The organism is Streptomyces sp. NPDC006743, assembly GCF_040703815.1.
Taxonomy (GTDB): Bacteria; Actinomycetota; Actinomycetes; order Streptomycetales; family Streptomycetaceae; genus Streptomyces.
In genome coordinates this window covers 56,296-77,606 of the sequence record NZ_JBEYJA010000031.1, presented here as the reverse complement: position 1 = coordinate 77,606, position 21,311 = coordinate 56,296, and the positions used below count along the sequence as shown (strand labels likewise).

19 protein-coding genes are annotated in these 21,311 nt (G+C 75.1%); 10 read left to right on the top strand and 9 right to left on the bottom strand.

Going from position 1 to position 21,311, the window contains the following annotated elements; genetic code table 11:
• Positions 1–50: 50 nt before the first annotated feature.
• Positions 51–290, bottom strand: a complete 240-nt coding sequence (locus ABZ719_RS23950; protein ID WP_366727224.1) for a heavy-metal-associated domain-containing protein — start codon at positions 288–290, stop codon at positions 51–53.
• Positions 291–459: 169 nt separating this feature from the next.
• Between ABZ719_RS23950 and ABZ719_RS23945 the strand changes: the two genes are divergently transcribed.
• A complete protein-coding gene (locus ABZ719_RS23945) occupies positions 460–1,503 on the top strand; it encodes a zinc-dependent alcohol dehydrogenase family protein (RefSeq protein ID WP_366727223.1) in 1,044 nt (347 codons plus the stop codon).
• 30 nt (positions 1,504–1,533) lie between these two features.
• On the opposite strand, the gene ABZ719_RS23940 is transcribed toward ABZ719_RS23945, so the two are convergent.
• Complete coding sequence (locus ABZ719_RS23940) at positions 1,534–1,737, bottom strand: MerR family DNA-binding transcriptional regulator (protein ID WP_037864446.1); 204 nt, start codon at positions 1,735–1,737, stop codon at positions 1,534–1,536.
• A gap of 346 nt (positions 1,738–2,083) precedes the next feature.
• Here ABZ719_RS23940 and iolC point away from each other — a divergent pair, with 346 nt between their 5' ends.
• The 5 genes from iolC to ABZ719_RS23915 all read left to right on the top strand — a co-directional run bounded on the left by iolC (position 2,084) and on the right by ABZ719_RS23915 (position 10,641).
• Positions 2,084–3,034: a 5-dehydro-2-deoxygluconokinase gene (iolC, locus tag ABZ719_RS23935; RefSeq protein ID WP_366727236.1), complete on the top strand. Its 951-nt coding sequence runs from the start codon at positions 2,084–2,086 to the stop codon at positions 3,032–3,034.
• A 625-nt stretch (positions 3,035–3,659) separates the two neighbouring features.
• Positions 3,660–5,162 carry a CoA-acylating methylmalonate-semialdehyde dehydrogenase gene (mmsA, locus tag ABZ719_RS23930; RefSeq protein WP_366727222.1) on the top strand — a complete coding sequence of 501 codons (1,503 nt, stop codon included), beginning with the start codon at positions 3,660–3,662 and terminating at the stop codon, positions 5,160–5,162.
• Positions 5,163–5,548: 386 nt separating this feature from the next.
• Positions 5,549–6,967 carry an APC family permease gene (locus tag ABZ719_RS23925; RefSeq protein ID WP_366727221.1) on the top strand — a complete coding sequence of 473 codons (1,419 nt, stop codon included), beginning with the start codon at positions 5,549–5,551 and terminating at the stop codon, positions 6,965–6,967.
• Between the two features lie 156 nt (positions 6,968–7,123).
• Complete coding sequence (locus ABZ719_RS23920) at positions 7,124–9,781, top strand: CocE/NonD family hydrolase (protein ID WP_366727220.1); 2,658 nt, start codon at positions 7,124–7,126, stop codon at positions 9,779–9,781.
• Positions 9,778–10,641: an ABC transporter permease gene (locus tag ABZ719_RS23915; protein WP_366727219.1), complete on the top strand. Its 864-nt coding sequence runs from the start codon at positions 9,778–9,780 to the stop codon at positions 10,639–10,641. Before ABZ719_RS23920 ends, ABZ719_RS23915 begins: the two co-directional genes overlap by 4 nt.
• 75 nt (positions 10,642–10,716) lie before the next feature.
• On the opposite strand, the gene ABZ719_RS23910 is transcribed toward ABZ719_RS23915, so the two are convergent.
• Positions 10,717–11,109, bottom strand: a complete 393-nt coding sequence (locus ABZ719_RS23910) for a rodlin (RefSeq protein ID WP_366727218.1) — start codon at positions 11,107–11,109, stop codon at positions 10,717–10,719.
• 239 nt (positions 11,110–11,348) lie between these two features.
• Here ABZ719_RS23910 and ABZ719_RS23905 point away from each other — a divergent pair, with 239 nt between their 5' ends.
• From ABZ719_RS23905 to ABZ719_RS23890, 4 genes are all read left to right on the top strand, one after another.
• Complete coding sequence (locus tag ABZ719_RS23905; protein ID WP_037864459.1) at positions 11,349–11,741, top strand: rodlin; 393 nt, start codon at positions 11,349–11,351, stop codon at positions 11,739–11,741.
• Positions 11,742–11,991: 250 nt separating this feature from the next.
• The gene (locus tag ABZ719_RS23900) at positions 11,992–12,219 is read left to right on the top strand and encodes a chaplin (RefSeq protein ID WP_366727217.1); all 228 of its coding nucleotides are present in this window, start codon (positions 11,992–11,994) and stop codon (positions 12,217–12,219) included.
• A 136-nt stretch (positions 12,220–12,355) separates the two neighbouring features.
• A complete protein-coding gene (locus ABZ719_RS23895; RefSeq protein WP_366727216.1) occupies positions 12,356–12,946 on the top strand; it encodes a chaplin in 591 nt (196 codons plus the stop codon).
• A gap of 224 nt (positions 12,947–13,170) precedes the next feature.
• On the top strand, positions 13,171–14,526 hold the full coding sequence (locus ABZ719_RS23890) for a glycosyl hydrolase (RefSeq protein WP_366727215.1): 1,356 nt from the start codon (positions 13,171–13,173) through the stop codon (positions 14,524–14,526).
• A gap of 21 nt (positions 14,527–14,547) precedes the next feature.
• On the opposite strand, the gene ABZ719_RS23885 is transcribed toward ABZ719_RS23890, so the two are convergent.
• Genes ABZ719_RS23885 through ABZ719_RS23860 form a run of 6 tightly spaced genes read right to left on the bottom strand, consistent with a single transcriptional unit; the run spans position 14,548 to position 21,236 of the window.
• Positions 14,548–15,675: a GNAT family N-acetyltransferase gene (locus ABZ719_RS23885; protein WP_366727214.1), complete on the bottom strand. Its 1,128-nt coding sequence runs from the start codon at positions 15,673–15,675 to the stop codon at positions 14,548–14,550.
• A complete protein-coding gene (locus ABZ719_RS23880) occupies positions 15,672–16,325 on the bottom strand; it encodes a lipopolysaccharide biosynthesis protein (RefSeq protein WP_366727213.1) in 654 nt (217 codons plus the stop codon). Before ABZ719_RS23880 ends, ABZ719_RS23885 begins: the two co-directional genes overlap by 4 nt.
• Positions 16,322–17,497, bottom strand: a complete 1,176-nt coding sequence (locus ABZ719_RS23875) for a glycosyltransferase (protein ID WP_366727212.1) — start codon at positions 17,495–17,497, stop codon at positions 16,322–16,324. Before ABZ719_RS23875 ends, ABZ719_RS23880 begins: the two co-directional genes overlap by 4 nt.
• Before the next feature lies 1 nt (position 17,498).
• The gene (locus tag ABZ719_RS23870) at positions 17,499–18,260 is read right to left on the bottom strand and encodes a polysaccharide deacetylase family protein (RefSeq protein ID WP_366727211.1); all 762 of its coding nucleotides are present in this window, start codon (positions 18,258–18,260) and stop codon (positions 17,499–17,501) included.
• The gene (locus ABZ719_RS23865) at positions 18,244–19,920 is read right to left on the bottom strand and encodes a lipid II flippase MurJ (protein WP_366727210.1); all 1,677 of its coding nucleotides are present in this window, start codon (positions 19,918–19,920) and stop codon (positions 18,244–18,246) included. The genes ABZ719_RS23870 and ABZ719_RS23865 overlap by 17 nt, the downstream gene beginning before the upstream one ends.
• On the bottom strand, positions 19,917–21,236 hold the full coding sequence (locus tag ABZ719_RS23860; protein WP_366727235.1) for an O-antigen ligase family protein: 1,320 nt from the start codon (positions 21,234–21,236) through the stop codon (positions 19,917–19,919). Before ABZ719_RS23860 ends, ABZ719_RS23865 begins: the two co-directional genes overlap by 4 nt.
• Positions 21,237–21,311 lie beyond the last annotated feature (75 nt).

Below are 21,311 nucleotides of genomic sequence, written 5' to 3'. Positions count from 1 at the left end.
GTCGATACGGCCCGGTGTCGAGAGATACGTGAGTTCGGTGCGCCCGCTGGTCAGGCGCGGCCGACGAGCTCGAAGCCCGCCTCGTCCACCGCCGCGCGCACGGCCGCCTCGTCCAGCGGGGCGGCGGAGACCACGGTGACCTCGCCGGTGGAGGCGACGGCCTTGACCGAGGTGACGCCGGGCAGTCCGGAGATCTCGGTGGAGACGGAGCCCTCGCAGTGTCCACAGCTCATGCCGCTCACCTGGTAGACGGTGGTGACGGTGTCCGGGGTCTCGGTCTGGGCGGTCATGTCGCTCTCCTCGTCGTGGTGTGCGGGATGGGAGTGGCCCAGAGGGGCTCACTGCATTCGACACTATACCCCTAGGGGGTATTTATCAAAGGAGCGGCACGGTGCGCCCGGCGGCGTTTTCCGCGAGTGTTTCCCCGAGCGGTTTCCCGGACGGAGGCGAGGGCGGTCGATGCGGGCGGTGGTGTTCGAACGGTTCGGGGAGCCGGCCGAGGTGCGTGAGGTCGCCGACCCGCGCCCGGCGGAGCACGGAGTCGTGGTGCGGGTCGAGGCGACCGGCCTGTGCCGCAGCGACTGGCACGGCTGGCAGGGGCACGACCCCGGCATCGCGCTGCCGCACGTGCCGGGCCACGAACTGGCGGGAGTGGTCGAGGCGGCGGGCCCGCGGGTGGCCCGGTGGCGGCCCGGGGACCGGGTGACGGTCCCCTTCGTGTGCGCCTGCGGCGGCTGTGCCTCCTGCGCGGCGGGCGACCAGCAGGTCTGCGAACGCCAGACCCAGCCGGGGTTCACCCACTGGGGCTCCTTCGCCCGGTACGTGGCGCTCGACCACGCCGACGTGAACCTCGTGGCCGTGCCCGGGGACCTGTCGTCCGTGACCGCCGCCTCGCTCGGCTGCCGCTTCGCCACCGCCTACCGCGCGGTGGTCCGGCAGGGCCGGGCCGCCGCCGGCGAGTGGGTCGCCGTGCACGGCTGCGGCGGTGTGGGGCTGTCCGCGGTGATGATCGCGGCGGCGTGCGGCGCGCGCGTGGTCGCGGTGGACGTGTCACCGCGCGCCCTGGAGCTGGCGCGGAGCTTCGGTGCCGCCGAGGTGGTGGACGCCTCCGCCGTCCCGGACCCGGCCGCGGCGGTCCGTGAGCTGAGCGGCGGCGGCGCCCACCTCTCGCTGGACGCGCTGGGCTCACCCGCCACCTGCGCCGCCTCCGTCGACGGCCTGCGCCGCCGGGGCCGCCACGTCCAGGTCGGCCTGCTGCCGTCCGCGGACGGCACGGCCCCGGTCCCCATGGCCCGCGTGATCGCGCTGGAGCTGGAGATCCTCGGCAGCCACGGCATGGCCGCACACGCCTACCCGGAACTGCTGCGGCTCGTGGCGGCGGGGACCGTGCGCCCCGACCTGCTGGTGACCTCGGTCATCGGCCTGGCGGCCGCCCCGGACGCGCTCGCGGTGATGGGGTCGGCCCCGGGCGCCGGGGTCACGGTGATCGACCCCTGGCGCTGAGCGGGACGTCCGGCCCGCCCGGGGCGCGGGTCAGTCCGCGGCTCTGCGGCCCCGGTTGCCGGGCCGGGCGGCCGCCCAGGCGCGGACCGTGTCGGCGTACCAGTACGGCCGGCCGCCCTCCACACGGTCGGGCGGGGGCAGCAGACCGTGTTTGCGGTAGGACCGCACGGTGTCCGGCTGCACCCGGATGTGCGCCGCGATCTCCCTGTACGACCAGAGCTTCCGGTCGGTCATGACGTGCACCTCCCCGCGCGCGCCACGGAGGCGGCCGGGTGGCCGCCGGGGGAGCCGGGCGTGCGCCGGTGATCAACTGAGCCTGTGCCGCGTGAACGACGCGCGGGCGGCGGCGGAACGGGCCTGTCGGACGGATGTGACCGGCAGGAGACGGACCTGGGACATGTGTGACGAAGAAGTTGCTTTGTGACAGACCCGGGCCGCGCGGGCGGAAGCGGACCCGGCGGGCGGAAGGGATCATCAGGGCGGCGCCCCCGTTCTCCTCTCGTCCGAATGTCCGGACAAAGCATTGACAGGCCTCCGTCTCCCGCACTAGAACCGGGGGAGCCGACGCGAAGGGAAACCGATCGTGTACGACGTGATCACCATGGGGCGGATCGGGGTGGACCTCTATCCCCTCCAGACGGGCGTGCCGCTGGCCCGCGTGTCCGCCTTCGGGAAGTTCCTGGGCGGCTCGGCGACGAACGTCGCGGTCGCCGCGGCCCGCCTCGGCCGGCGTACGGCGGTGATCACCCGGACCGGCGACGACCCGTTCGGCACCTACCTCCACGAGGCGCTGCGCGGCTTCGGCGTGGACGACCGCTACGTCACGGCGGTGCCGGGACTGCCCACCCCGGTCACCTTCTGCGAGGTGTTCCCGCCGGACGACTTCCCGCTCTACTTCTACCGGCAGCCGAAGGCGCCCGACCTGGAGATCGAGGCCGGCGACCTCGACCTGGCCGCGATCGGCGCGGCGCGGGTCTTCTGGGTGACCGGCACCGGGCTGAGCGAGGAGCCCAGCCGCACGGCGACGCTCGCCGCACTCGCCCACCGGGCGAAGTCCGGCCCGACGGTCTTCGACCTCGACTGGCGGCCCGTGTTCTGGCGCGACCCGGCCGCCGCCCGCCCCTTCTACGCCGAGGCCCTGCGGTACGCCACCGTCGCGGTCGGCAACCTCGACGAGGTGGAGGTCGCCACCGGCCTGCGCGACCCGCACGCCGCGGCCCGCGCCCTGCTGGACGCCGGAGTCGGCCTGGCGGTCGTGAAACAGGGCCCCAAGGGCGTCCTCGCGCTCGCCCGCACGGGCGAGGCGGCCGAGGTGCCGCCGCTGCCGGTCGAGGTCCTCAACGGCCTCGGCGCGGGGGACGCCTTCGGCGGCTCGCTGTGCCACGGACTGCTCGCGGGCTGGGACCTGGAGCGCGTCATGCGCCACGCCAACGCCGCGGGCGCCATCGTCGCCTCCCGCCTCGAATGCTCCTCCGCGATGCCCACCGCCGCCGAGGTGGAGTCGGCCCTCGCGGCCGGCGCGGTGCGGTGAGGTCGGCGACCGGCCGCCCGCCCGGAACCGGCCGCCCGTGCGGGGCCGTGTGCCCGTCCGGAACCAGCCGCCCGTCCGGGACCGGCCGCCCGTCCGGAACGGGGCGCCCGCCCGGAACCGAACGGGCGGTGGAGACCGTACGTCCGCTCGGCTGCGCGTGCGCCGGACGCCGGACACCTGACGGTTGTACGGTGCAGTTGTCCGCCGGTCCGGCGCGAGCAGAGTTCCAAACCCCGGGCGCGAGGCGCGCGTTGGGTGCGGGCACCCGTGCGCCGCGTGCCGCCCGGCCACCGATCGCCTCCGGCGCGGGAGACCGCTTCGCCCTGGCAGGAGCGAAGTGCGAGCGACGACTCCCCGCCCGCTACGGCCCCGCGCCGGAGGTCCCCCGCCCGCCCCGGCCCGCGACGCGGGCGGCGGTCACTCCCACATGTGTCTACACGGACCGGCGAACCGCAGACACAGTGTCGGGCGCGGTCCGGGCGCGTTGCTGGTGGGATGGTCTGGTGACGGCGACCGCACCCCGGACCGGCGGCCCCGGCCCCTCCCCGGTACCGGTCCCGGCACACGAGTTCCACGAACGGCACGTCTCGACCCGACGCCGCCCTCTGCGAAGGAGTAACCCGGAATGACGAAGATCGTCAACCACTGGATCGGCGGCAAGTCCGTCGAAGGCGCCTCGGGGTCGTACGGGCCGGTCACGGACCCGGCGACCGGCGCGGTCACCACGAAGGTGGCGTTCGCGTCCGTGGAGGAGGTGGACGCGGCGGTGGCCGCCGCCAAGGACGCGTACCGCACCTGGGGCCAGTCCTCGCTGGCCCAGCGCACCACCATCCTGTTCCGCTTCCGCGCCCTGCTGGACGCGCACCGCGACGAGATCGCCGAGCTGATCACCGCCGAGCACGGCAAGGTGCACTCCGACGCGCTCGGCGAGGTCGCGCGCGGCCTGGAGATCGTCGACCTGGCCTGCGGCATCACCGTGCAGCTCAAGGGCGAGCTGTCGACGCAGGTCGCCACGCGGGTGGACGTGGCCTCGATCCGGCAGCCGCTGGGCGTGGTCGCGGGCATCACACCGTTCAACTTCCCGGCGATGGTCCCGATGTGGATGTTCCCGATCGCCATCGCCTGCGGCAACACCTTCGTGCTGAAGCCGAGCGAGAAGGACCCGTCGGCCTCCCTGAAGATCGCCGAGCTGCTGTCCGAGGCCGGGCTGCCCGACGGCGTGTTCAACGTCGTCCAGGGCGACAAGGTGGCCGTGGACCGCCTCCTGGAGCACCCGGACGTCAAGGCGGTCTCCTTCGTCGGCTCCACCCCGATCGCCCGCCACATCCACACCACGGCCGCCGCCCACGGCAAGCGCGTGCAGGCGCTGGGCGGGGCCAAGAACCACATGCTGGTCCTGCCGGACGCCGATCTGGACGCGGCGGCGGACGCGGCGGTCTCGGCGGCGTACGGCTCGGCCGGCGAGCGCTGCATGGCGATCTCGGCCGTCGTCGCGGTCGGCTCGATCGCCGACGAGCTGGTCGACAAGATCCGCGAGCGCGCCGAGAAGATCAAGATCGGTCCGGGCGATGACCCGGCCTCCGAGATGGGCCCGCTGATCACCGCCGCCCACCGCGACAAGGTCGCCTCCTACGTCAAGGGCGCCGCGGACGAGGGCTGCGAGGTGGTGCTGGACGGCACCGGCTACAGCGTGGAGGGCTTCGAGGACGGCCACTGGATCGGCCTGTCGCTGCTCGACCGGGTGCCGACGACCGCGAAGGCGTACCAGGACGAGATCTTCGGCCCGGTGCTGTGCGTGCTGCGTGTGGACACCTACGAGGAGGGCGTGTCCCTGATCAACGCCTCGCCCTTCGGCAACGGCACCGCGGTCTTCACCCGGGACGGCGGCGCCGCCCGCCGCTTCCAGCTGGAGGCCGAGGCCGGCATGGTCGGCGTGAACGTGCCGATCCCGGTGCCGGTGGGCTACCACTCCTTCGGCGGCTGGAAGGACTCGCTCTTCGGCGACCACCACATCTACGGCAACGACGGCACCCACTTCTACACCCGCGGCAAGGTCGTCACGACCCGCTGGCCCGACCCGTCCGAGGCCCCGGCCGGTGTCGACCTCGGGTTCCCGCGCAACCACTGAGCGTGACGCCAGGCCCCCTCGCGGCCGTCCGTTATCCGGACGGCCGCGATTTTTTTTGCGCCGCGCCCTGCGATTCCCGTGCGCGCGGGAGGAAACGGATGGCAGAGGCAGATCGGTTCCAGCACCTTGGAAAGCAAGGTCACAATTTGTTGAGGCTTGACGAATGCGCTGCTGCGGCCGCGCAACCTGTGAAAACGAGCCGCCACCCGCCCGGCCTCGGGTGCGGATTCCGAAGGTGAACAGCCATTGACGTGACGGTTTTCGTCGGGATTCCATGCTGGCGCCGGGAGCGGACGAGATGACGAGAACGTACGACCGAAGCCGCCGGAGGCGATAGCGCTCCCGAGCCCCCATCACCTGTTGCACGAGTCGATCGGAACCGCCGCATGACCGACACGCTCCCCCCTGCCCACACCGCCACCCCCACGGCGGCCGGCAGCCCCACCGGGACGACGGACAGCCCCCAGCAGCTCAAGCGCTCCATCGGCGTCGTCGGCGGCACCCTCCTCACCCTCTCGTGCGTCACACCCGCCTCCACGCTCTTCGTGGTCGTCCCCGACCTGTTCGGCACGCTCGGCACCGCCACCGCCCTCACCATCGCCATCGGCTCCCTGCTCTGCATCGCCGTGGCGTTCTGCTACTCCGAGCTGGGCACCCTCATCCCCAGCGCGGGCGGCGAGTACGCCATGGTCTCCACGATGGCCGGGCGGCTGGCGGGCTGGCTGGTGTTCGTGCTGTCCCTGCTGGTCGTCATGATCGTGCCGCCCGTGATCGCCATGGGCACCGCCGACTACCTGGCGCCGATCGTCCACCTCGACCCGGCGCTGACCGGCGCCGGGGTCATGCTGCTCGCCACCCTCGCCGGCCTGCTCGACCTGCGCGCCAACGCCTGGATCACCGGCATCTTCCTGGTCCTGGAGGTCATCGCGGCGGGCGTGGTCGCCGTCCTGGGCTTCGCCCACAGCCACCGGGGCGCCGGCAGCCTGGTCTCCATGCAGGTGGCCGGGGCGGGCGGCCACACCGACACCGTGACGGCCATGCTCGTGGTCTCAGGACTCGCCATCGCCCTGTTCATCACCCAGGGCTTCTCCACCGCCGTCTACCTCTCCGAGGAGCTGGAGCACCCGCGCCGCAACGTGGCCCGCACCGTGCTCGCCACCCTCGCCATCTCCACCGTGATCATCCTGGTGCCGGTCGTCGCCATCACCATGGGCGCCACCGACATCAAGGAGCTGACCGGCGGCGACCTCAGCTCGATGGTGACCGCCTGGTCCAACACCGCCGTCGGCACCTTCGTCAGCCTCTGCGTCGCCCTCGCGATCATCAACGCCGGCATCGTCATGGTCATCCAGAACTCCCGCGTGCTGTTCGCCTCCGCCCGCGACAAGGCCTGGCCCGGACCGGTCAACACCGTCTTCGCCAAGCTCGGCCGGTTCGGCTCCCCCTGGGTCGCCACGCTCGCCGTCGGCGTCCCCGGCGCGGTCCTGTGCTTCGTCAACCTGGACACCCTCTACGGCGTCACCGGCGTCTCCGTGACCGGCATGTACCTGCTCGTCGCCGTCGCCGCCCTGCTGGCCCGCCGCGGCTCCCACAAGCACACCTCCGCCTGGCGCATGCCGCTGTGGCCCGCCGTGCCCGTCCTGCTGATCGCGGTCCTCGCGTACATCCTCACCCAGCAGGAGGCCACCTACCTGCTGTGGACCGGCGGCATCATGGCCGTGGCCACCCTGTACTGGGCCTTCTACCTCCGCCCGCGCCGCGACACCCGCTGGCTGGTGTCGATCCCCGAGGACGCCCAGGGCTGACCCGCCGCCCGCCGCATCCCCCTCGGATCCCCCGCCCCCCACGGATCCGTACCACGGCCGCGGTACGCCGCGGCCGTGCCGTACTCCCCACGGAGGGGCCGAGGTTCGCTCCCGCGGTGGCATCGGCCGCCGGTGGCGGCCCGTACCGTGGACGCCATGGATCTCCGACTGCCCGGACCGCGAGGGCTGCTGCGCGGGCCCCGGCGGTGGCTCGCCGCCGGGGCCGCGCTCGTGGTGCTCGCCGGGGCCGGCACCTGGACCGCGGTCGCCTCCGCCGACGACCCGCCCGCGGTGCACCGCGCCGACCGGACCGTGAGCACGGCCGGCGGCGTGCGCCTCGACACGTCCTACTTCACCCCGGCCGGGCCCGGCCGCCACCCCGCCGTCCTGCTGGGACACGGCTTCGGCGGCAGCAAGGACGACGTACGGCAGCAGGCCGAGGACCTCGCCGCCGGCGGATACGCGGTCCTGACCTGGTCGGCGCGCGGCTTCGGCCGGTCCACCGGCAGGATCGGGCTGAACGATCCCCAGGGTGAGGTCGCCGACGTCAGCAGGCTCATCGACTGGCTGGCCCGGCAGCCGCAGGTCCGCCTCGACGGGCCCGGCGACCCGCGCGTCGGCCTCGCCGGGGCCTCCTACGGCGGCGCGGTCTCCCTGCTCGCCGCCGGCTACGACCACCGGGTGGACGCCGTCGCCCCCGAGATCACCTACTGGAACCTCGCGGACGCCCTCTTCCCCAACGGCGTCTTCAAGAAGCTCTGGGCGGGGGTCTTCTTCAACTCCGGCGGCGGCTGCGCCCGCTTCGAGCCGGCGCTGTGCCGGATGTACGAGCGGGTCGCCGAGGCGGGGAAGCCGGACGCCGAGGCGCGCCGCGTCCTTGAGGAGCGCTCCCCGTCCGCCGTCGCCGGCCGGATCAAGGTGCCCACCCTGCTGGTGCAGGGCCAGACCGACTCGCTCTTCCCGCTCGGCCAGGCCGACGCGGCGCAGAAGGCGATCCGGGCCAACGGCGCCCCCGTGGCCGTGGACTGGATCGCGGGCGGCCACGACGGAGGCGACCTGGAGAGCGGCCGGATCCAGGCGCGCGTGACCGCCTGGTTCGACCGCTACCTGAAGCAGGACGCCGCCGCCGCCACCGGCCCCGCCTTCCGCGTCACCCGCACCGGCGGGATCGACTCCACCGACGGCGCGGCCCTGCAGCGCGGCGCGAGCGCCGGCACGTACCCGGGGCTGGAGAGCGGGGCACGCGCCGTGGCCCTGACCGGGCGCGAGCAGCGGTTCCAGAACCCGCCGGGCGCCAACCCGCCCGCGGTCTCCGCGCTGCCCGGCCTCGGCGGCGCGGGCGGCGGACTCGGCCGGCTCTCCGCACTCGGCCTCGGGGTCTCCCTGGACTTCCCCGGCCAGTACGCGCGCTTCGAGTCGGCGCCGCTGGGCAGCGACCTGCGCATCACCGGATCGCCCACGGTCACCGTGCACGTCACCTCCAGCAGCGACGACGCCGTGCTCTTCGCCAAGGTGTACGACGTCGGGCCCGGCTCGTCCCGGCCCGTGCTGCCCGCCCAGCTCGTCGACCCCGTGCGCGTCGAGGGCGCGCGGCACGGCAAGGACGTCACCCTCACCCTCCCGGCCGTCGACCACGAGGTGCAGAAGGGCCACCGGCTCCGCCTGGTCCTCGCCTCCACCGACCTCGGCTACGCCTCCCCGGCCGCCCCGGCGACGTACACCGTCGCCCTGAAGAGCGACCTGTCGGTGCCCACCGCACCCGGCGTGCGGACCGCGGCGGCCCCGCTGCCCGCCTGGGTGTGGTGGCTGCCCGCCGCGGCCGCGCTGGCCGCGCTCGCGCTGCTGCTCACCGCCCGCCGCCGCAGCACCGCCCCGGCCCCCGACCCGGCGCTGGCCGGCGTCCCCCTCCAGATCACCGGCCTCGCCAAGCGCTACGCCCGCTCCGCCGACCGGTACGCGGTACGCGACCTGTCCTTCCGCGTCGAGCGGGGCCAGGTGCTCGGCCTGCTCGGACCCAACGGGGCGGGCAAGACGACCACGCTGCGCATGCTGATGGGCCTGATCCGGCCCGACGACGGCGAGATCCGCGTCTTCGGCCACGCGATCCGGCCCGGCGCGCCCGTGCTCTCCCGGGTCGGCGCCTTCGTCGAGGGCGCCGGGTTCCTGCCGCACCTGTCCGGCCGGGAGAACCTGGAACTGTACTGGCGGGCCACCGGCCGCCCGCCCGGCGACGCCCACCTGGAGGAGGCCCTGGAGATCGCCGGCCTCGGCGACGCCCTGGCCCGCGCGGTGCGCACCTACTCCCAGGGCATGCGCCAGCGCCTGGCCATCGCCCAGGCCATGCTGGGCCTGCCGGACCTGCTCATCCTGGACGAACCGACCAACGGACTGGACCCGCCGCAGATCCGCGAGATGCGCGAGGTGATGATCCGGTACGCGGCCGGCGGGCGCACCGTCATCGTCTCCAGCCACCTGCTCGCCGAGGTCGAGCAGTCCTGCACGCACCTGGTCGTCATGGACCGCGGGCGGCTGGTGCAGGCCGGCCCGGTCGGTGACATCGTCGGCTCCGGGGACACGCTGCTGGTCGGCACCGCGGCACCCGTGGACGAGCCGGTGGCCGGGAAGGTGGCCGCGCTGCCGGGCGTCGCCTCCGCGACCCGCACCGACGACGGCCTGCTGGTCCGCCTGGAGTCCGGCGCCACGGCCGAGGGCCTGGTGGCGGAGCTGGTGCGGCTGGAGGTGCCCGTCGCCTCGGTCGGCCCGCACCGCCGTCTGGAGGACGCCTTCCTCACCCTGATCGGAGGTTCCGCATGAGCACGCTCACCGAGACCGCGGAGGTCGCCCCCGGCTACCACCCCGGGCGCACCCTGCCGCTGCGGGTGGAGCTGGCCCGGCAGCTGAAGCGGCGCCGCACCCTGATCATGGGCGGCATCCTGGCCGCGCTGCCGTTCGTGCTCGTCGTGGCCTTCGCGATCGGCGGCGACCCCGGCGGCCGCAACGACCAGGTGACCCTGATGGACACCGCCACCGCCTCGGGCGCCAACTTCGCCGCGGTGAACCTGTTCGTGTCGGCCGGCTTCCTGCTGGTGATCCCGGTGGCCCTGTTCTGCGGGGACACCGTCGCCTCCGAGGCGAGCTGGTCCTCGCTGCGCTACCTGCTGGCCGCGCCCGTGCCCCGGGCCCGGCTGCTGTGGTCCAAGCTCGTCGTCGGACTCGGCCTGAGCCTGGCCGCCATGGTGCTCCTGCCCGTGGTCGCGCTCGCCGTCGGCACCGCCGCCTACGGCTGGGGACCGCTGGAGATCCCCACCGGCGGCGCGCTCGCCGCGGGCACCGCGGCCCAGCGGCTGGTGGTGATCGTGGCGTACGTCTTCGTCTCCCAGCTGGTCACCGCGGGGCTGGCGTTCTGGCTGTCCACGCGGACGGACGCGCCGCTGGGCGCCGTGGGCGGCGCGGTGGGCCTGACCATCGTCGGCAACGTCCTGGACGCGGTCACCGCGCTGGGCCACTGGCGCGACTTCCTGCCCGCGCACTGGCAGTTCGCCTGGGCCGACGCCGTGCAGCCGCGCCCCGAGTGGTCGGGGATGATCCAGGGCACGGCCGTCTCCGTCGCCTACGCGCTGGTGCTCTTCGCCCTGGCCTTCCGCTCCTTCGCCCGCAAGGACGTCGTGTCCTAGACCTGTCGCCGGACGCACACGGGAGCGGGCCGCCGAGGAACTCGGCGGCCCGCTCCCGTCGGCCGTGCCGCGGGCTCAGCGCTCGCTGTTCTGCGACAGGATCGACACGTCCTCCAGCAGGTGCGCCAGCGCGCCGTCGCGCTTGGCCTGCGTGGAGTTCTCGGTGCACTGCTGGTTCTGCCGGTCGGAGAGGATCGGGATGTCCTGGACGTTGACGACCTGGAGCACTCCGACCGGCAGCTCGCCCACGGCGATGCACGGCTTGTTGAACGACCCCTGGATGAGCGCCATCTGCGGGCTCATGTTCCCGTACGTGGTCGAGTTGCCGTAGCTCTGCCACGCACCGTTGCCGTTCAAGGCCGTCGGGCCGCTGTCGTTGCCGATCGCCAGGGCCTGCGGAGCGGCGGCGGCGGAGGCGCCGAGCGCGGAGGCGGCGATGGCCGCGGTGGCGACAAACTTCTTGATCACTGGGCGGTCCTTTCTGAGGGAACCCCGTCACCGGAGCGTTCTGGTCAACTGCCCGGGGCCACCGTGGTTTCTCCCGTTCACTCCCACGGCGGACCCCGCGAAGTGTTTGTGTGCTTTCCGGACTCCGTGATTGTCAGGCGTTTTCAAATGCTGTGCGGGCCAACCGGGTGAACCCCCGCAACCAAACACCCGCCACCGTGTTGATGAGGCCGTAGGACCTACGAGGAAAGGAACGCGCAGTGCTCAAGAAGGCAATGGTCGCCGCTGCGGCCGCCGTATCTGTCGTCGGTGGGTCGGTGGCGGCTGCTCCCGCGGCGCTTGCCATCGGGAACGACAACGGCCCGTCCATCGCGAACGGCAACGACGCGACGTCGTCGTTCGGCAACTCGGCGACCAAGGGCGACATGAGCCCGCAGCTCTCGCTGATCGAGGGCACGCTCAACAAGCCGTGCCTGGGTCTCAACGAGACCAACGTCGGCGTGCTGCAGATCGTGAACGTCCAGGACATCCCGATCCTGTCCGACCGGCAGAACCAGCAGTGCTCGGACAACTCCACCCAGGCCAAGCGGGACGGCGCCCTGTCGCACATCCTGGAGGACCTGTCGGTCCTCTCGGCCAACGGCGAAAGCTGAGCCGTTCTTGGCCGGCCCGGGTCGTCCGCTGCTCCGTCCGCGGGCGCCCGGGCTGTTTTCGCTGAATTGTTTTCGCCCGAGCAGCCGAGGGCGAGGCGTATGGTGCGCGGGGCAGTCGAGTGAATTGTCGGGCGATTTACGTTCCGCCGTTTTCCATTACGTCTATTCCTCGTTCAGTGCCGCGACCGTGAGGTCGTGCTCACTCGGTTTCTCGCCGTCATTGGGGCCTTGCCCCGAGAAGGGAACTTCCATGAAGAAGAGCGTCGCTGTCGTGACCGGCGCCATCCTGGCTCTGGGCATGGCCGCCCCCGCCTTCGCCGACGCCGGCGCCGAGGGTGCGGCCGTCGGTTCGCCGGGTGTGATCTCCGGCAACACCATCCAGATCCCGGTGCACGTCCCGATCAACGTGTGCGGCAACACCATCGACATCATCGCGCTGCTGAACCCCGCGTTCGGCAACACCTGCGTCAACCACTGACCGCACGGGCGCACCGGCCGTCCCGGCCGGGTCAGGGCCGGCCTCGGACGTCGAACTCGCGACCCAGGGCCGGCCCTCCCACATCTGAACGTTCCTCAAGCCGCCGCGAGCGGCTTCGAGCAGGAAGACCACTAGATTGCGACAGACCCTGAGCAGGGGAGTGTTCGCGGCGGCCGCCGCGACGAGCGTGCTGTCCCTGTACGGCAGTGCCGCCTTCGCCGACTCGACGGCGGACGGAGTCAGCGCGGGTTCACCCGGCCTGCTGTCCGGCAACACCGTCCAGGCGCCGGTCGAGGTGCCGGTGAACGCCTGCGGCAACACCGTCGACGCCGCGGCGGCGCTGAACCCGGCGTTCGGCAACAAGTGCGCCAACGTCTCGGAGAAGACGCCGCCGCCCCCGTCGCACAGCCCCGACTGCGAGGACCGGGGCGGCTACGGGGAGCAGCCCTCCTCGGGCGCGTACGGCGAGCAGCCCTCCCCGGGCGAGTGCACGACCCCGCCGCCGAGCTCTCCGCCGGCCTCGACGCCGCCGCCCACGCACCACACCACCCCGCCGCCCACGCACCACGCGACGCCGCCCCCGGCCGAGCACACCCCGCCGCAGATGGCCGAGACCGGCAGTGGCAACACCGGGGCGCTGCTGGCCGCCTCGGCCGCCAGTGCCGCGCTGATCGCCGGCGGCACGGTCCTCTACCGCCGCGGCCGGTCCCTGGGCGCCCACCGGTAGACGGTCCGCGGGTCCGGCGCCACACCGCCGCGGCCGAGCCGCCACGGCGGCCGGCCGCGGCGGTGGCCGTTCTTCCGGGCTCCGTCACCCGGGCGGACGCGCGGCACACCCGAAGGCCGTACCGGCGGTGGCGGTCCTGCTCCTTCCGTGCCTGACTTCATAGGGCGAGGGCGAGCTGACGGCTCGTCAGCACGGCCCGCCGGGGCGTGCGGGAAGGAGCGGGCATGGCTGCACAGCGAGGCCGGATCCGGCGGCTGACCGTCGTCGCGGCGGCGGCCGTCACCTCGGCCGCCCTGGCCTGCGGAGCCGCCACGGGGGCGGGAGACCCGCCACCGGCCCCACCGGGGGAGCCGACGGCCCCGCCGGCTCCCCCCGCCCCACCGGCCACGTCACTGAGCACACCGCCCGCTCCGGCCGCGTCACCGAGCCCGCCTGCCCTGCCACCGGGCCCGCCCGCGGTGGCCGGGAGTCCGTCCGCGGATCCCGTGATCCCGCCGCCGGCGGTGGCGCCCACGACCGTTCCGCCGGCGTCCGTGAGCCCGTCCGCCGTGCCCGCGAGTCCCGCCTTCGGGGCGTTCCTGGAGTCGGACGCGCGGGGTGTGGCGCGGATGGCGCAGCTCAGCAGCTGGCTGGGCGGTGCCGAACTGCGGGTGGGCCACACCTATCTGCCCGGCGACCGCTGGCGGGACATCGAGGGGGCGCCGGGCTTCCTCGACGTCTGGGCGCAGTGGCGGGAGCAGCGGCCCGACCGGATGCTCGTCCTCAACGTCCCGATGCAGGAACGCAACGAGGATCACCTCTCCGACGACGAGGTCCGCGGACTGCTGCGGCAGGGCGCGGCCGGGCGGTTCGACCACCACTTCAGCGCCCTGGCCCGGCGGTTGGTCGGGGCGGGCGCGCCGGACACGGTGATCGTGCTCGGCTGGGAGATGAACGGCACCACCTACACCCACCGCTGCGGTCCCGATCCGCAGGCCTGGAAGAGCTACTGGCGGCGCATCGTCACGGCGATGCGCTCCGTCGCGGGCCAGAGGTTCCGGTTCGACTTCGCGCCGAACCGGGGCCGGGACGCCGTTCCCTGGACGGAGTGCTACCCGGGGGACGACACGGTCGACATCGTCGGCATGGACTCCTACGACCAGCCGACGGGACTGACCTTCGATCAGCAGGTGGGCGAGCCGTACGGGCTCCAGGCGCACGTGGACTTCGCCAGGGCCCACGGCAAGCCCGTCTCCTACCCGGAATGGGGGCTGTTCCGCAACGGCGACAACGCCGAGTACATGCGGCGCATGCTCGCCTGGTTCGACCGGTACCGGCCGCTCTACAACACGCTGACCGACTACTGCCCGCACGGCGTCTGGCAGTGCGGGGCCAACCCCGCCGCCGCACGCGTCTACCGCGCGGTCCTCTTCGGCCGGCCTGCCCCGGCCACCCCCGCCACCACTCCGCCCCCGCCCCCGTCCCCCGCCACCCCGTTCCCGACGGCCCCCGCCCCGGTCCCGGTCCCGGCCCCGGCCCCGGTCCCGGCCCCCGCCGCGGTCCCGGCCCCGGCGCCCACAGCGCCGCCCGCTCCCGGCTAGGTGAGCCGTCCGGACGGCCGCCTACGGCGAGGGCGGGCGCCGGCGCAGCAGTTGTCCGGCCCGTCGGCGCAGGGCCGCCTCGCCGGCCGCCGCGGTCAGCAGCCCGGCGGTGCGCCGCCGGGCCAGCAGCAGCCGCTGGTTGACGACCGGGCGGGGGCGCCAGTGGTGTTTGTAGGGCTCGTCGCCGCGCAGCAGGCTCAGCGTGTCCGGCGCGCCCTCGCCGGTGTGCGCGGTGCACGCCTCCAGCAGCATCACCGCCACGTCGGCCTTGCGTTCCCGCAGCAGCGGATGGGCGCCGTAGAGGTAGCCGCCCATCAGGCGCCGGGAGAGCAGGGTCAGGTCCACGGCCACCACCTCGCCGTCGAGCCGGAACTCGGTGACCACGGCCTGCCCGTCGCGCACCATCGGGCCCGCCGCCCGCGCCAGGTGCTCACCGAAGCGCGACCGCAGGTGCTCGGGGGTGACGCCCCGGCCCTGCCACTGCACGCGGTGCAGCGCGAGCAGCCGCGCCAGCGCCGCGTCCGTCTCCTCGGGGCGTACGACGTGCCGTTCCACGCCGAGCGCGCGCAGCTTGCGCTGTTTGGCGCGTACCCGCTGCGCCCTGGCCGCGGGCAGCCGGGTGACCAGCTCGTCCAGGGGCAGGGCGGGCAGCTCCAGGCAGAGCGAGTCGGGCGCGCGGTGCCGCGGCCCGCGCCAGCGGTCGTAGACCTGTTCGACGGCGCTGCCCGGCCTGACCTCGCGGAAGTCGATCAGCGCCGTCCGCGCCGCCTCGCCGAGCGCCCCGGCGAGCGCGGCGGCCGCCGGGTGGGCGTGTCCGTCGTCGACGAGGACGTCGGCGTAGTCGGAGATCGCCCCGCCCAGCGGCACCAGCGCGGGCAGGGGCGTGCGGCGCAGCATCAGCGGGGCGGCGGCGACCAGTTCACCGCCCTCGCGCACCAGCAGCAGCCGCAGCCGCCCCGGGGTGCCGTAGGACTGCCACCAGGAGTGCAGCCAGGCGTGGCTCTGGAACGGGGTCGCCGCGCCGCACCTGGCGAACAGCCGCCCCCACTGCGGGGCGAGGGCGGCGAAGGCGCGGGCGTCGGTGACGAGTTCCGTGGTGTACGCCGCACGGGCCGGGCGCGCCGGTGGCGCGAGGCGGGTGGCGGTCACAGCCGGCCGTGCACGTCGGCGGCCGGGGCCGGCCCGGGGACCGGGGCGGCGGGCGCGGGGGCGCCGGGCTCGTCCCGCCGCGGCCGTACCAGCAGGGCGAGCCCGCCCAGCAGCCCGCCCGCGCTCGCGCCGACCAGGGCGGTCACCGCCGGTGAGGCGGACGAGGGGTCGGTGGGGCGCACCGCGCGGGCGAAGCGGACGAGCGAGACGTGGGTGCTGTCCGCGGTGTCCCCGGCGTGCCGGGTCAGCGCGTCGGAGACGGCGTCGGCGATGCCGGCGGCCAGCGCGGGCCGGGTGGAGGTGGCGGACACGGCGATCATCGGCGCGTCCGGCGAGGTCGCCGTGCGCACACTGCGGCGCAGCGTGCGCACCGGCACGCCCGCCTGCCGCTGGGCGTCGCCGAGGACGGCGAGCTGGGTGGCGACCCGCCCGTAGGCCTGGGCGAGGCCGAGCGCGGCGGCGGGGTCGGTCTTCTGCGCGGGGACGGCGACGACGTAGCTGGTGGCCGTGTAGACGGGGGGTTCCAGCAGGCCGTAGGCGCCGCCGAGCAGGCCGCCGGCGGCGGTGCCGGCCACCACCAGCGACCAGCGGGGAAGCCGCCGCAGACGGGCGGGGGAGAACCGGCGGGGCCGGGTGGGGCGGTCGGTCATGCGGAAGTCGCTCCCTGGGGTGGGACGGAGGGGGTCGGGCGGGCCGGGGCGGGCGTGGTGGCCCGGACCGCGGCGGTGTACACGTCCATGAGCCGGGCGGCGGTGCGGGCGATGCTGTAGTGGCGGGCCGCCGCCGGGGGCGTGCGCGGGTGCGGGCCACCGGCGCGTACTTCGGTGATCGCGCGGGCGTACGCCTCCGGGCCGCCCTGGACGCGCCGGGCGCCGGCGGCGGCGTGCGGGGGCAGGTCCTCCACGGCCGGGCAGGAGGCGTACAGCACGGGCAGCCCGGCCGCCAGGGCCTCCACCACGGCCAGGCCGAACGCCTCCTGCCGCGACGGAGAGGCGAGCACGTCCATCGCGGCGGTCAGCGAGGGCAGGTCGGGGCCGGGGGAGCCGTCGGGCGCGCAGGGGCGTTCGCCGGCGAACAGCACCCGGTCGGCCACCCCGGCCTCGTGGGCGGTGCGGCGCAGCACGCTCTCCTCCGGGCCGCCGCCCACCAGGAGCAGCCAGTGGTCACGGGGCAGGAGGGCCAGGGCGCGGACGACGACGTCGAACCGCTTGCCCGCCGTCAGCCGGCCGATGCCGCCGACCACGTACGCGTCCTCGGGCAGGCCCAGCCGGCGCCGGGTGCGCGCGCGCCGGTCGGCGTCGAAGCGGAAGCGGTCCAGGTCGATGCCGTTGGGGACGACCGCGATGCGCGGCGCGGGCACGCCCCAGCGCTGGAGCCGGCCGGCCACCGTGGCCGAGACGGCGACCGTGGTGGAGCCGAGCCGTTCACCGGCCAGGTACAGCGCGCGCACCCCCGCCGTCAGCGGGCGGCCCTCCATCTGCCCGTCCCCGAGGGAGTGTTCGGTGGCGACGACGGCGCGGACCCCGGCCAGGCGCGCGGCGAGCCGGCCGTACAGGCAGGCCCGGTACAGATGCGTGTGGACGAGGTCGTAGCGGCCCGCCCGGATCACCCGGACCAGGCGCGGCAGCGCGGACAGGTCGCGGTTGCCGGCCATGCCGAGGTGGACGACGCGGACGCCGTCGGCGGCCAGGCCCTCGGCGACCGCGCCGGGCCGGGTGAGCGTCACCACGTCGCAGTCGACGGGCAGGTGACGCAGCAGCAGGCGCAGCTGCTGCTCGGCGCCGCCCACGCCGAGGCCGGTGATGATGTGCAGGACCCGCATCTCACACGCCCTTCACGGGGCGGCGGCGCAGCCGGTGCAGCTCGTGTTTGAGGTGCAGCCGCCAGGCCGTGTCCCGCTGCCCGAGGTGCAGCCGGGGCAGCGCGTGCGGGCCGGTGAGCGGGCCGGGGTCGACGGCGCAGGCGTAGGAGTACCCCGCCGCCCGTACGGCCGCCCGCACCCGGTCGTCGACCGCGCCGTAGGGATAGCAGAAGCCGTCCACGGGGGCCCCGGTCAGCTCCTCCAGGAGGACGCGGCTCCTGGTGACCTCGGCGGTCAGGGCCCGGTCGTCGGCCCGGGTGAGGTCGGTGTGGGTCAGCCCGTGCGAGCCGATCTCCACGCCCTCGGCCGCCGCGTGCCGGATGCCGTCGGCGGCCAGCAGCGGCTTGCGCGGACCGCGCGGGTCCCACACGTTGTCGCCGCCGAGCCGGCCGGGCAGCACGAACAGCGTGGCGCCGCAGGCGTGCCGGTGCAGCAGGGGCAGCGCGGCGGTGACGAAGTCGGCGTACCCGTCGTCGAAGGTGAGCCCGACCAGGCCCTTGCCGCCGCCCTCGGCGCGGGCGGCCAGCAGCTCGCGCACGGACACCCCGCGCAGCCCGCGCCGCCGCAGCCACCGGAGCTGACCGGCGAGCCGCTCGGGTGTCACGGTGATGCGGTACGGATCGTCCGAGCGGTCGCCCACCGAGTGGTACATCGCCACCCAGGGGAAGGGCGCGGTGGGCTCGCCGGCGTCGGCGAGCGGGGCGGTTTCAGCGGGAGAGGCCATGCCGGAGCCTTCGTGTGACGGAGCGTACGGAGCTGAGGACGGGTTCGACGCCCTCGGCGCCGAGCGCGCGGGCGAGCAGGACGTGGACGGCGGTGACGGTCAGCGCGCCGGCCGCCAGGCCCGCGGCGGGGGAGTGGGGCAGGCTCGCCGCGAACACCCCGGCCGCGGTGGCGACGACCGCGGCGCGCAGCGGCCTGCTCGCCTCGGCCAGCACCCGCCGCACGCGCAGCGGCACCCCGCACCGGCCCGTCCCGGCCAGCAGCAGCGCGGCCGTCACGGTGATGCCGGCCGCGTTGGCGGCGGCGATGCCCGCCACGCCCCAGGGGCCGACCGCGGCGGCGCCGGTCCAGGAGGTCGTCACCAGGCCCGCGGCCATCGCGGCGAGCGGGTACCAGGCGGGCCGGCCGCCCGCGACGTAGCAGCGGACCAGGGCGCCCACCAGGGCCTGGCCGAGCAGCCCGAGGGCGTACACGCGCATCACGGCGGCCGTCGCCGCGGTGTCGTCCGCGGTGAAGGCGCCGCGCTGGAACAGCAGTCCGATGAGCTGCGGGGCGCAGGCGATCACGGTGGCCGCGCCCAGCAGCACCAGGCAGGAGACCAGCGCCAGGTCCCGCTCCACGCGGTCGCGGGCCCGCTCGGTGTCGCCGTCGGCGAGCGCCCGCGCCACCACCGGGAAGGTGACCGTGCACAGCATCAGCGACAGCGTCATCGGGATCTGCGCCACCTTCTGCGCGTAGTTCAGGTGGGAGATGGCCCCGGCGGGCAGCGGCGAGGCCAGGAACCGCTCGATGAGGACCTGCGACTGACGGCACAGCGCGAACAGCAGCACGGAGGCGACGAGCGCGAGGTCCATGGGCCGGGCCGCCGCGCCGCCGGTGCCGGCCGGCGGGCGCACCCCCGTGCGCAGTTGCTTCCACAGCGCGGGCACCTGGACGGCCACCATGAGGCAGCCGCCCGCCGCGACCCCCGCCGCCGCCGAGCGCACCCCCCAGGCGCCGCCCAGCCAGAACATCGAGGCGACGACGCCCGCGTTGTAGGCGACGTAGATCGCCGCGGGCGCCACGTAGCGGCCGTGCGCGCGCAGCACGGCGCTGCAGTAGCCCGCGAGCCCGAAGGTCAGCACGCAGGTGGCCGTCAGCCGGGTGCAGTCGGCGGCCAGGCGCGGGTCGGGCAGGCCCGGCGCCAGCACCTGGACGAGCTGCGGGGCCGCGCCGACGGCCAGCGCGCACACCGCGGCGCACGCGAAGGCCAGCCGGGGCAGCGTGCCGGTGACCAGGGAGCGCACCGGGTCGCCCGCGGCGCCCCGCGCCCGCCGGGCCAGCGCCGCGCTGAACGCCGGGACCAGCGCGAACGCCAGCCCGTCCTCGATGAGCAGCGTGGCGGCGAACTCCGGCACGGTCCAGGCCACCAGGAAGGCGTCCGTGTCGCTGCCCGCGCCGAACAGCCGCGCCAGCGCCTGGTCCCGGACCAGGCCGAGCAGCGACCCGGCCACCGACAGCACGGCCGTGACCAGGGTGGCCCTGGCCAGGAACCCGCGGGAGCCCGACGCCGGCCGCAGGGCACCGCCGGCGCCGGTGGCGGTGCGTGCCGCGGGGACGGTCGCCGTGCCGTCGCCGCCGGGGCCGCCGGAACGGGGCAGGGGAGGAGGGGTCACCGTCATCGCGTCACGACTCCCTCGGCCCGCCCGTCCACGCCGGGAACGGGGTGCCGGGCCACCGCCCACCAGGCCGCCAGCCCGAAGGACACGGCGGTCAGCACGGTCGAGGGGCCGCCGATGTCCCCGTAGACGAAGTCGGTGAGCTGCCAGACCAGCAGGCCGCAGGCGACCAGTGCGCAGTCGGGCCCGCCCGCCGCGGACGGCGCCCTGCGCCGCTCGCGCAGCAGCCGGCGCACCCCGCACACCAGGAGCGCCAGCCAGCTCCCGGCGACGGCCACCAGACCGCTCAGCCCCTGCTCGCTCAGCACCAGCAGATACATGTCGTGCGGCGACAGCAGCGGCTGCCTGCGGAACGCGGCGCCCGCGCCCTCGGTGTCGCTCGCCGCGGACAGCGCCATCGGGGCGTGCCCGTCGCGGTACTCCGGGAAGTTCTTCAAACCCACTCCCGTCAGCGGATGTTCGCGCCAGATGCCGAGCGCGGCCGTCCAGAGCGCGTAGCGGTCGCGGACCGACTGGTCCGGGGCGCCCGCGACCTGCGTGATGCTGTCGAACCGCTGCTCCAGCAGCGCCGTTCCCACGCCCAGCCCGCCCACCAGGACCACGCCCGCCGCGGCCAGCGCCAGCCCCGCCTTCAGGGCGCGCCGCACCCCGGCCAGCAGCAGCTGCGCCGCGCACGTCACGGCCGTCGCGATCCACGCCCCCCGGCTGAAGGACAGCGCCAGCGGCACCAGCAGCACCGCCGCGCACCCGGCGGCCACCGCCCGCTGCCGTGCGCCGCCGCAGCGGTCCAGCGCGAGCCCCACCGCGCACACCACGCCCAGGGCGACCGCCGTCGCCATGCCCATCACGTCCCCCGGGCCGAAGGTGCCCACGGCACGGATCTGCGCACCCTGGTAGGAGGCACCGGTCCCGGTGAGGTACTGGTGGGTGCCCACCGCGCCCTGCCACAGCCCGAGACCTGTGAACGCCCAGGCCAGCAGCCGGAAGTCGGCGCGGTCCCGGATCAGCAGCAGCACGGCCGCCGGGACGAGGACGAAGACCTGGAGGTACCGGCCGAGCCCCGCGAACGCGGCCGCCGGGGACGACGCGGCCAGGGCGGCCAGGGCGAAGCCCGTCACCGGCAGCCCCAGCACCACGGCGGCCACCGGCGTGAGCGGCCGCCGCCGCGCGCGCAGCAGCCGCACCGTGCAGTACAGCACCACGACCCCGGAGACCACGTCCGCGGGTCCCGCGCCGCCCCCCGGGGCGAGCGGCAGGGCGAGGGCCGCCAGGACCGCCGCCACGGGCAGGACCGGGCCGTGCGGCACGGCCCGGGACACCGGCCGGAGCGTCCCGCCGGACCGGCGCGGCGGCCGGGCGGGCACGGCGAGGCGGTGCGGCGGCTCGGGCAGCGC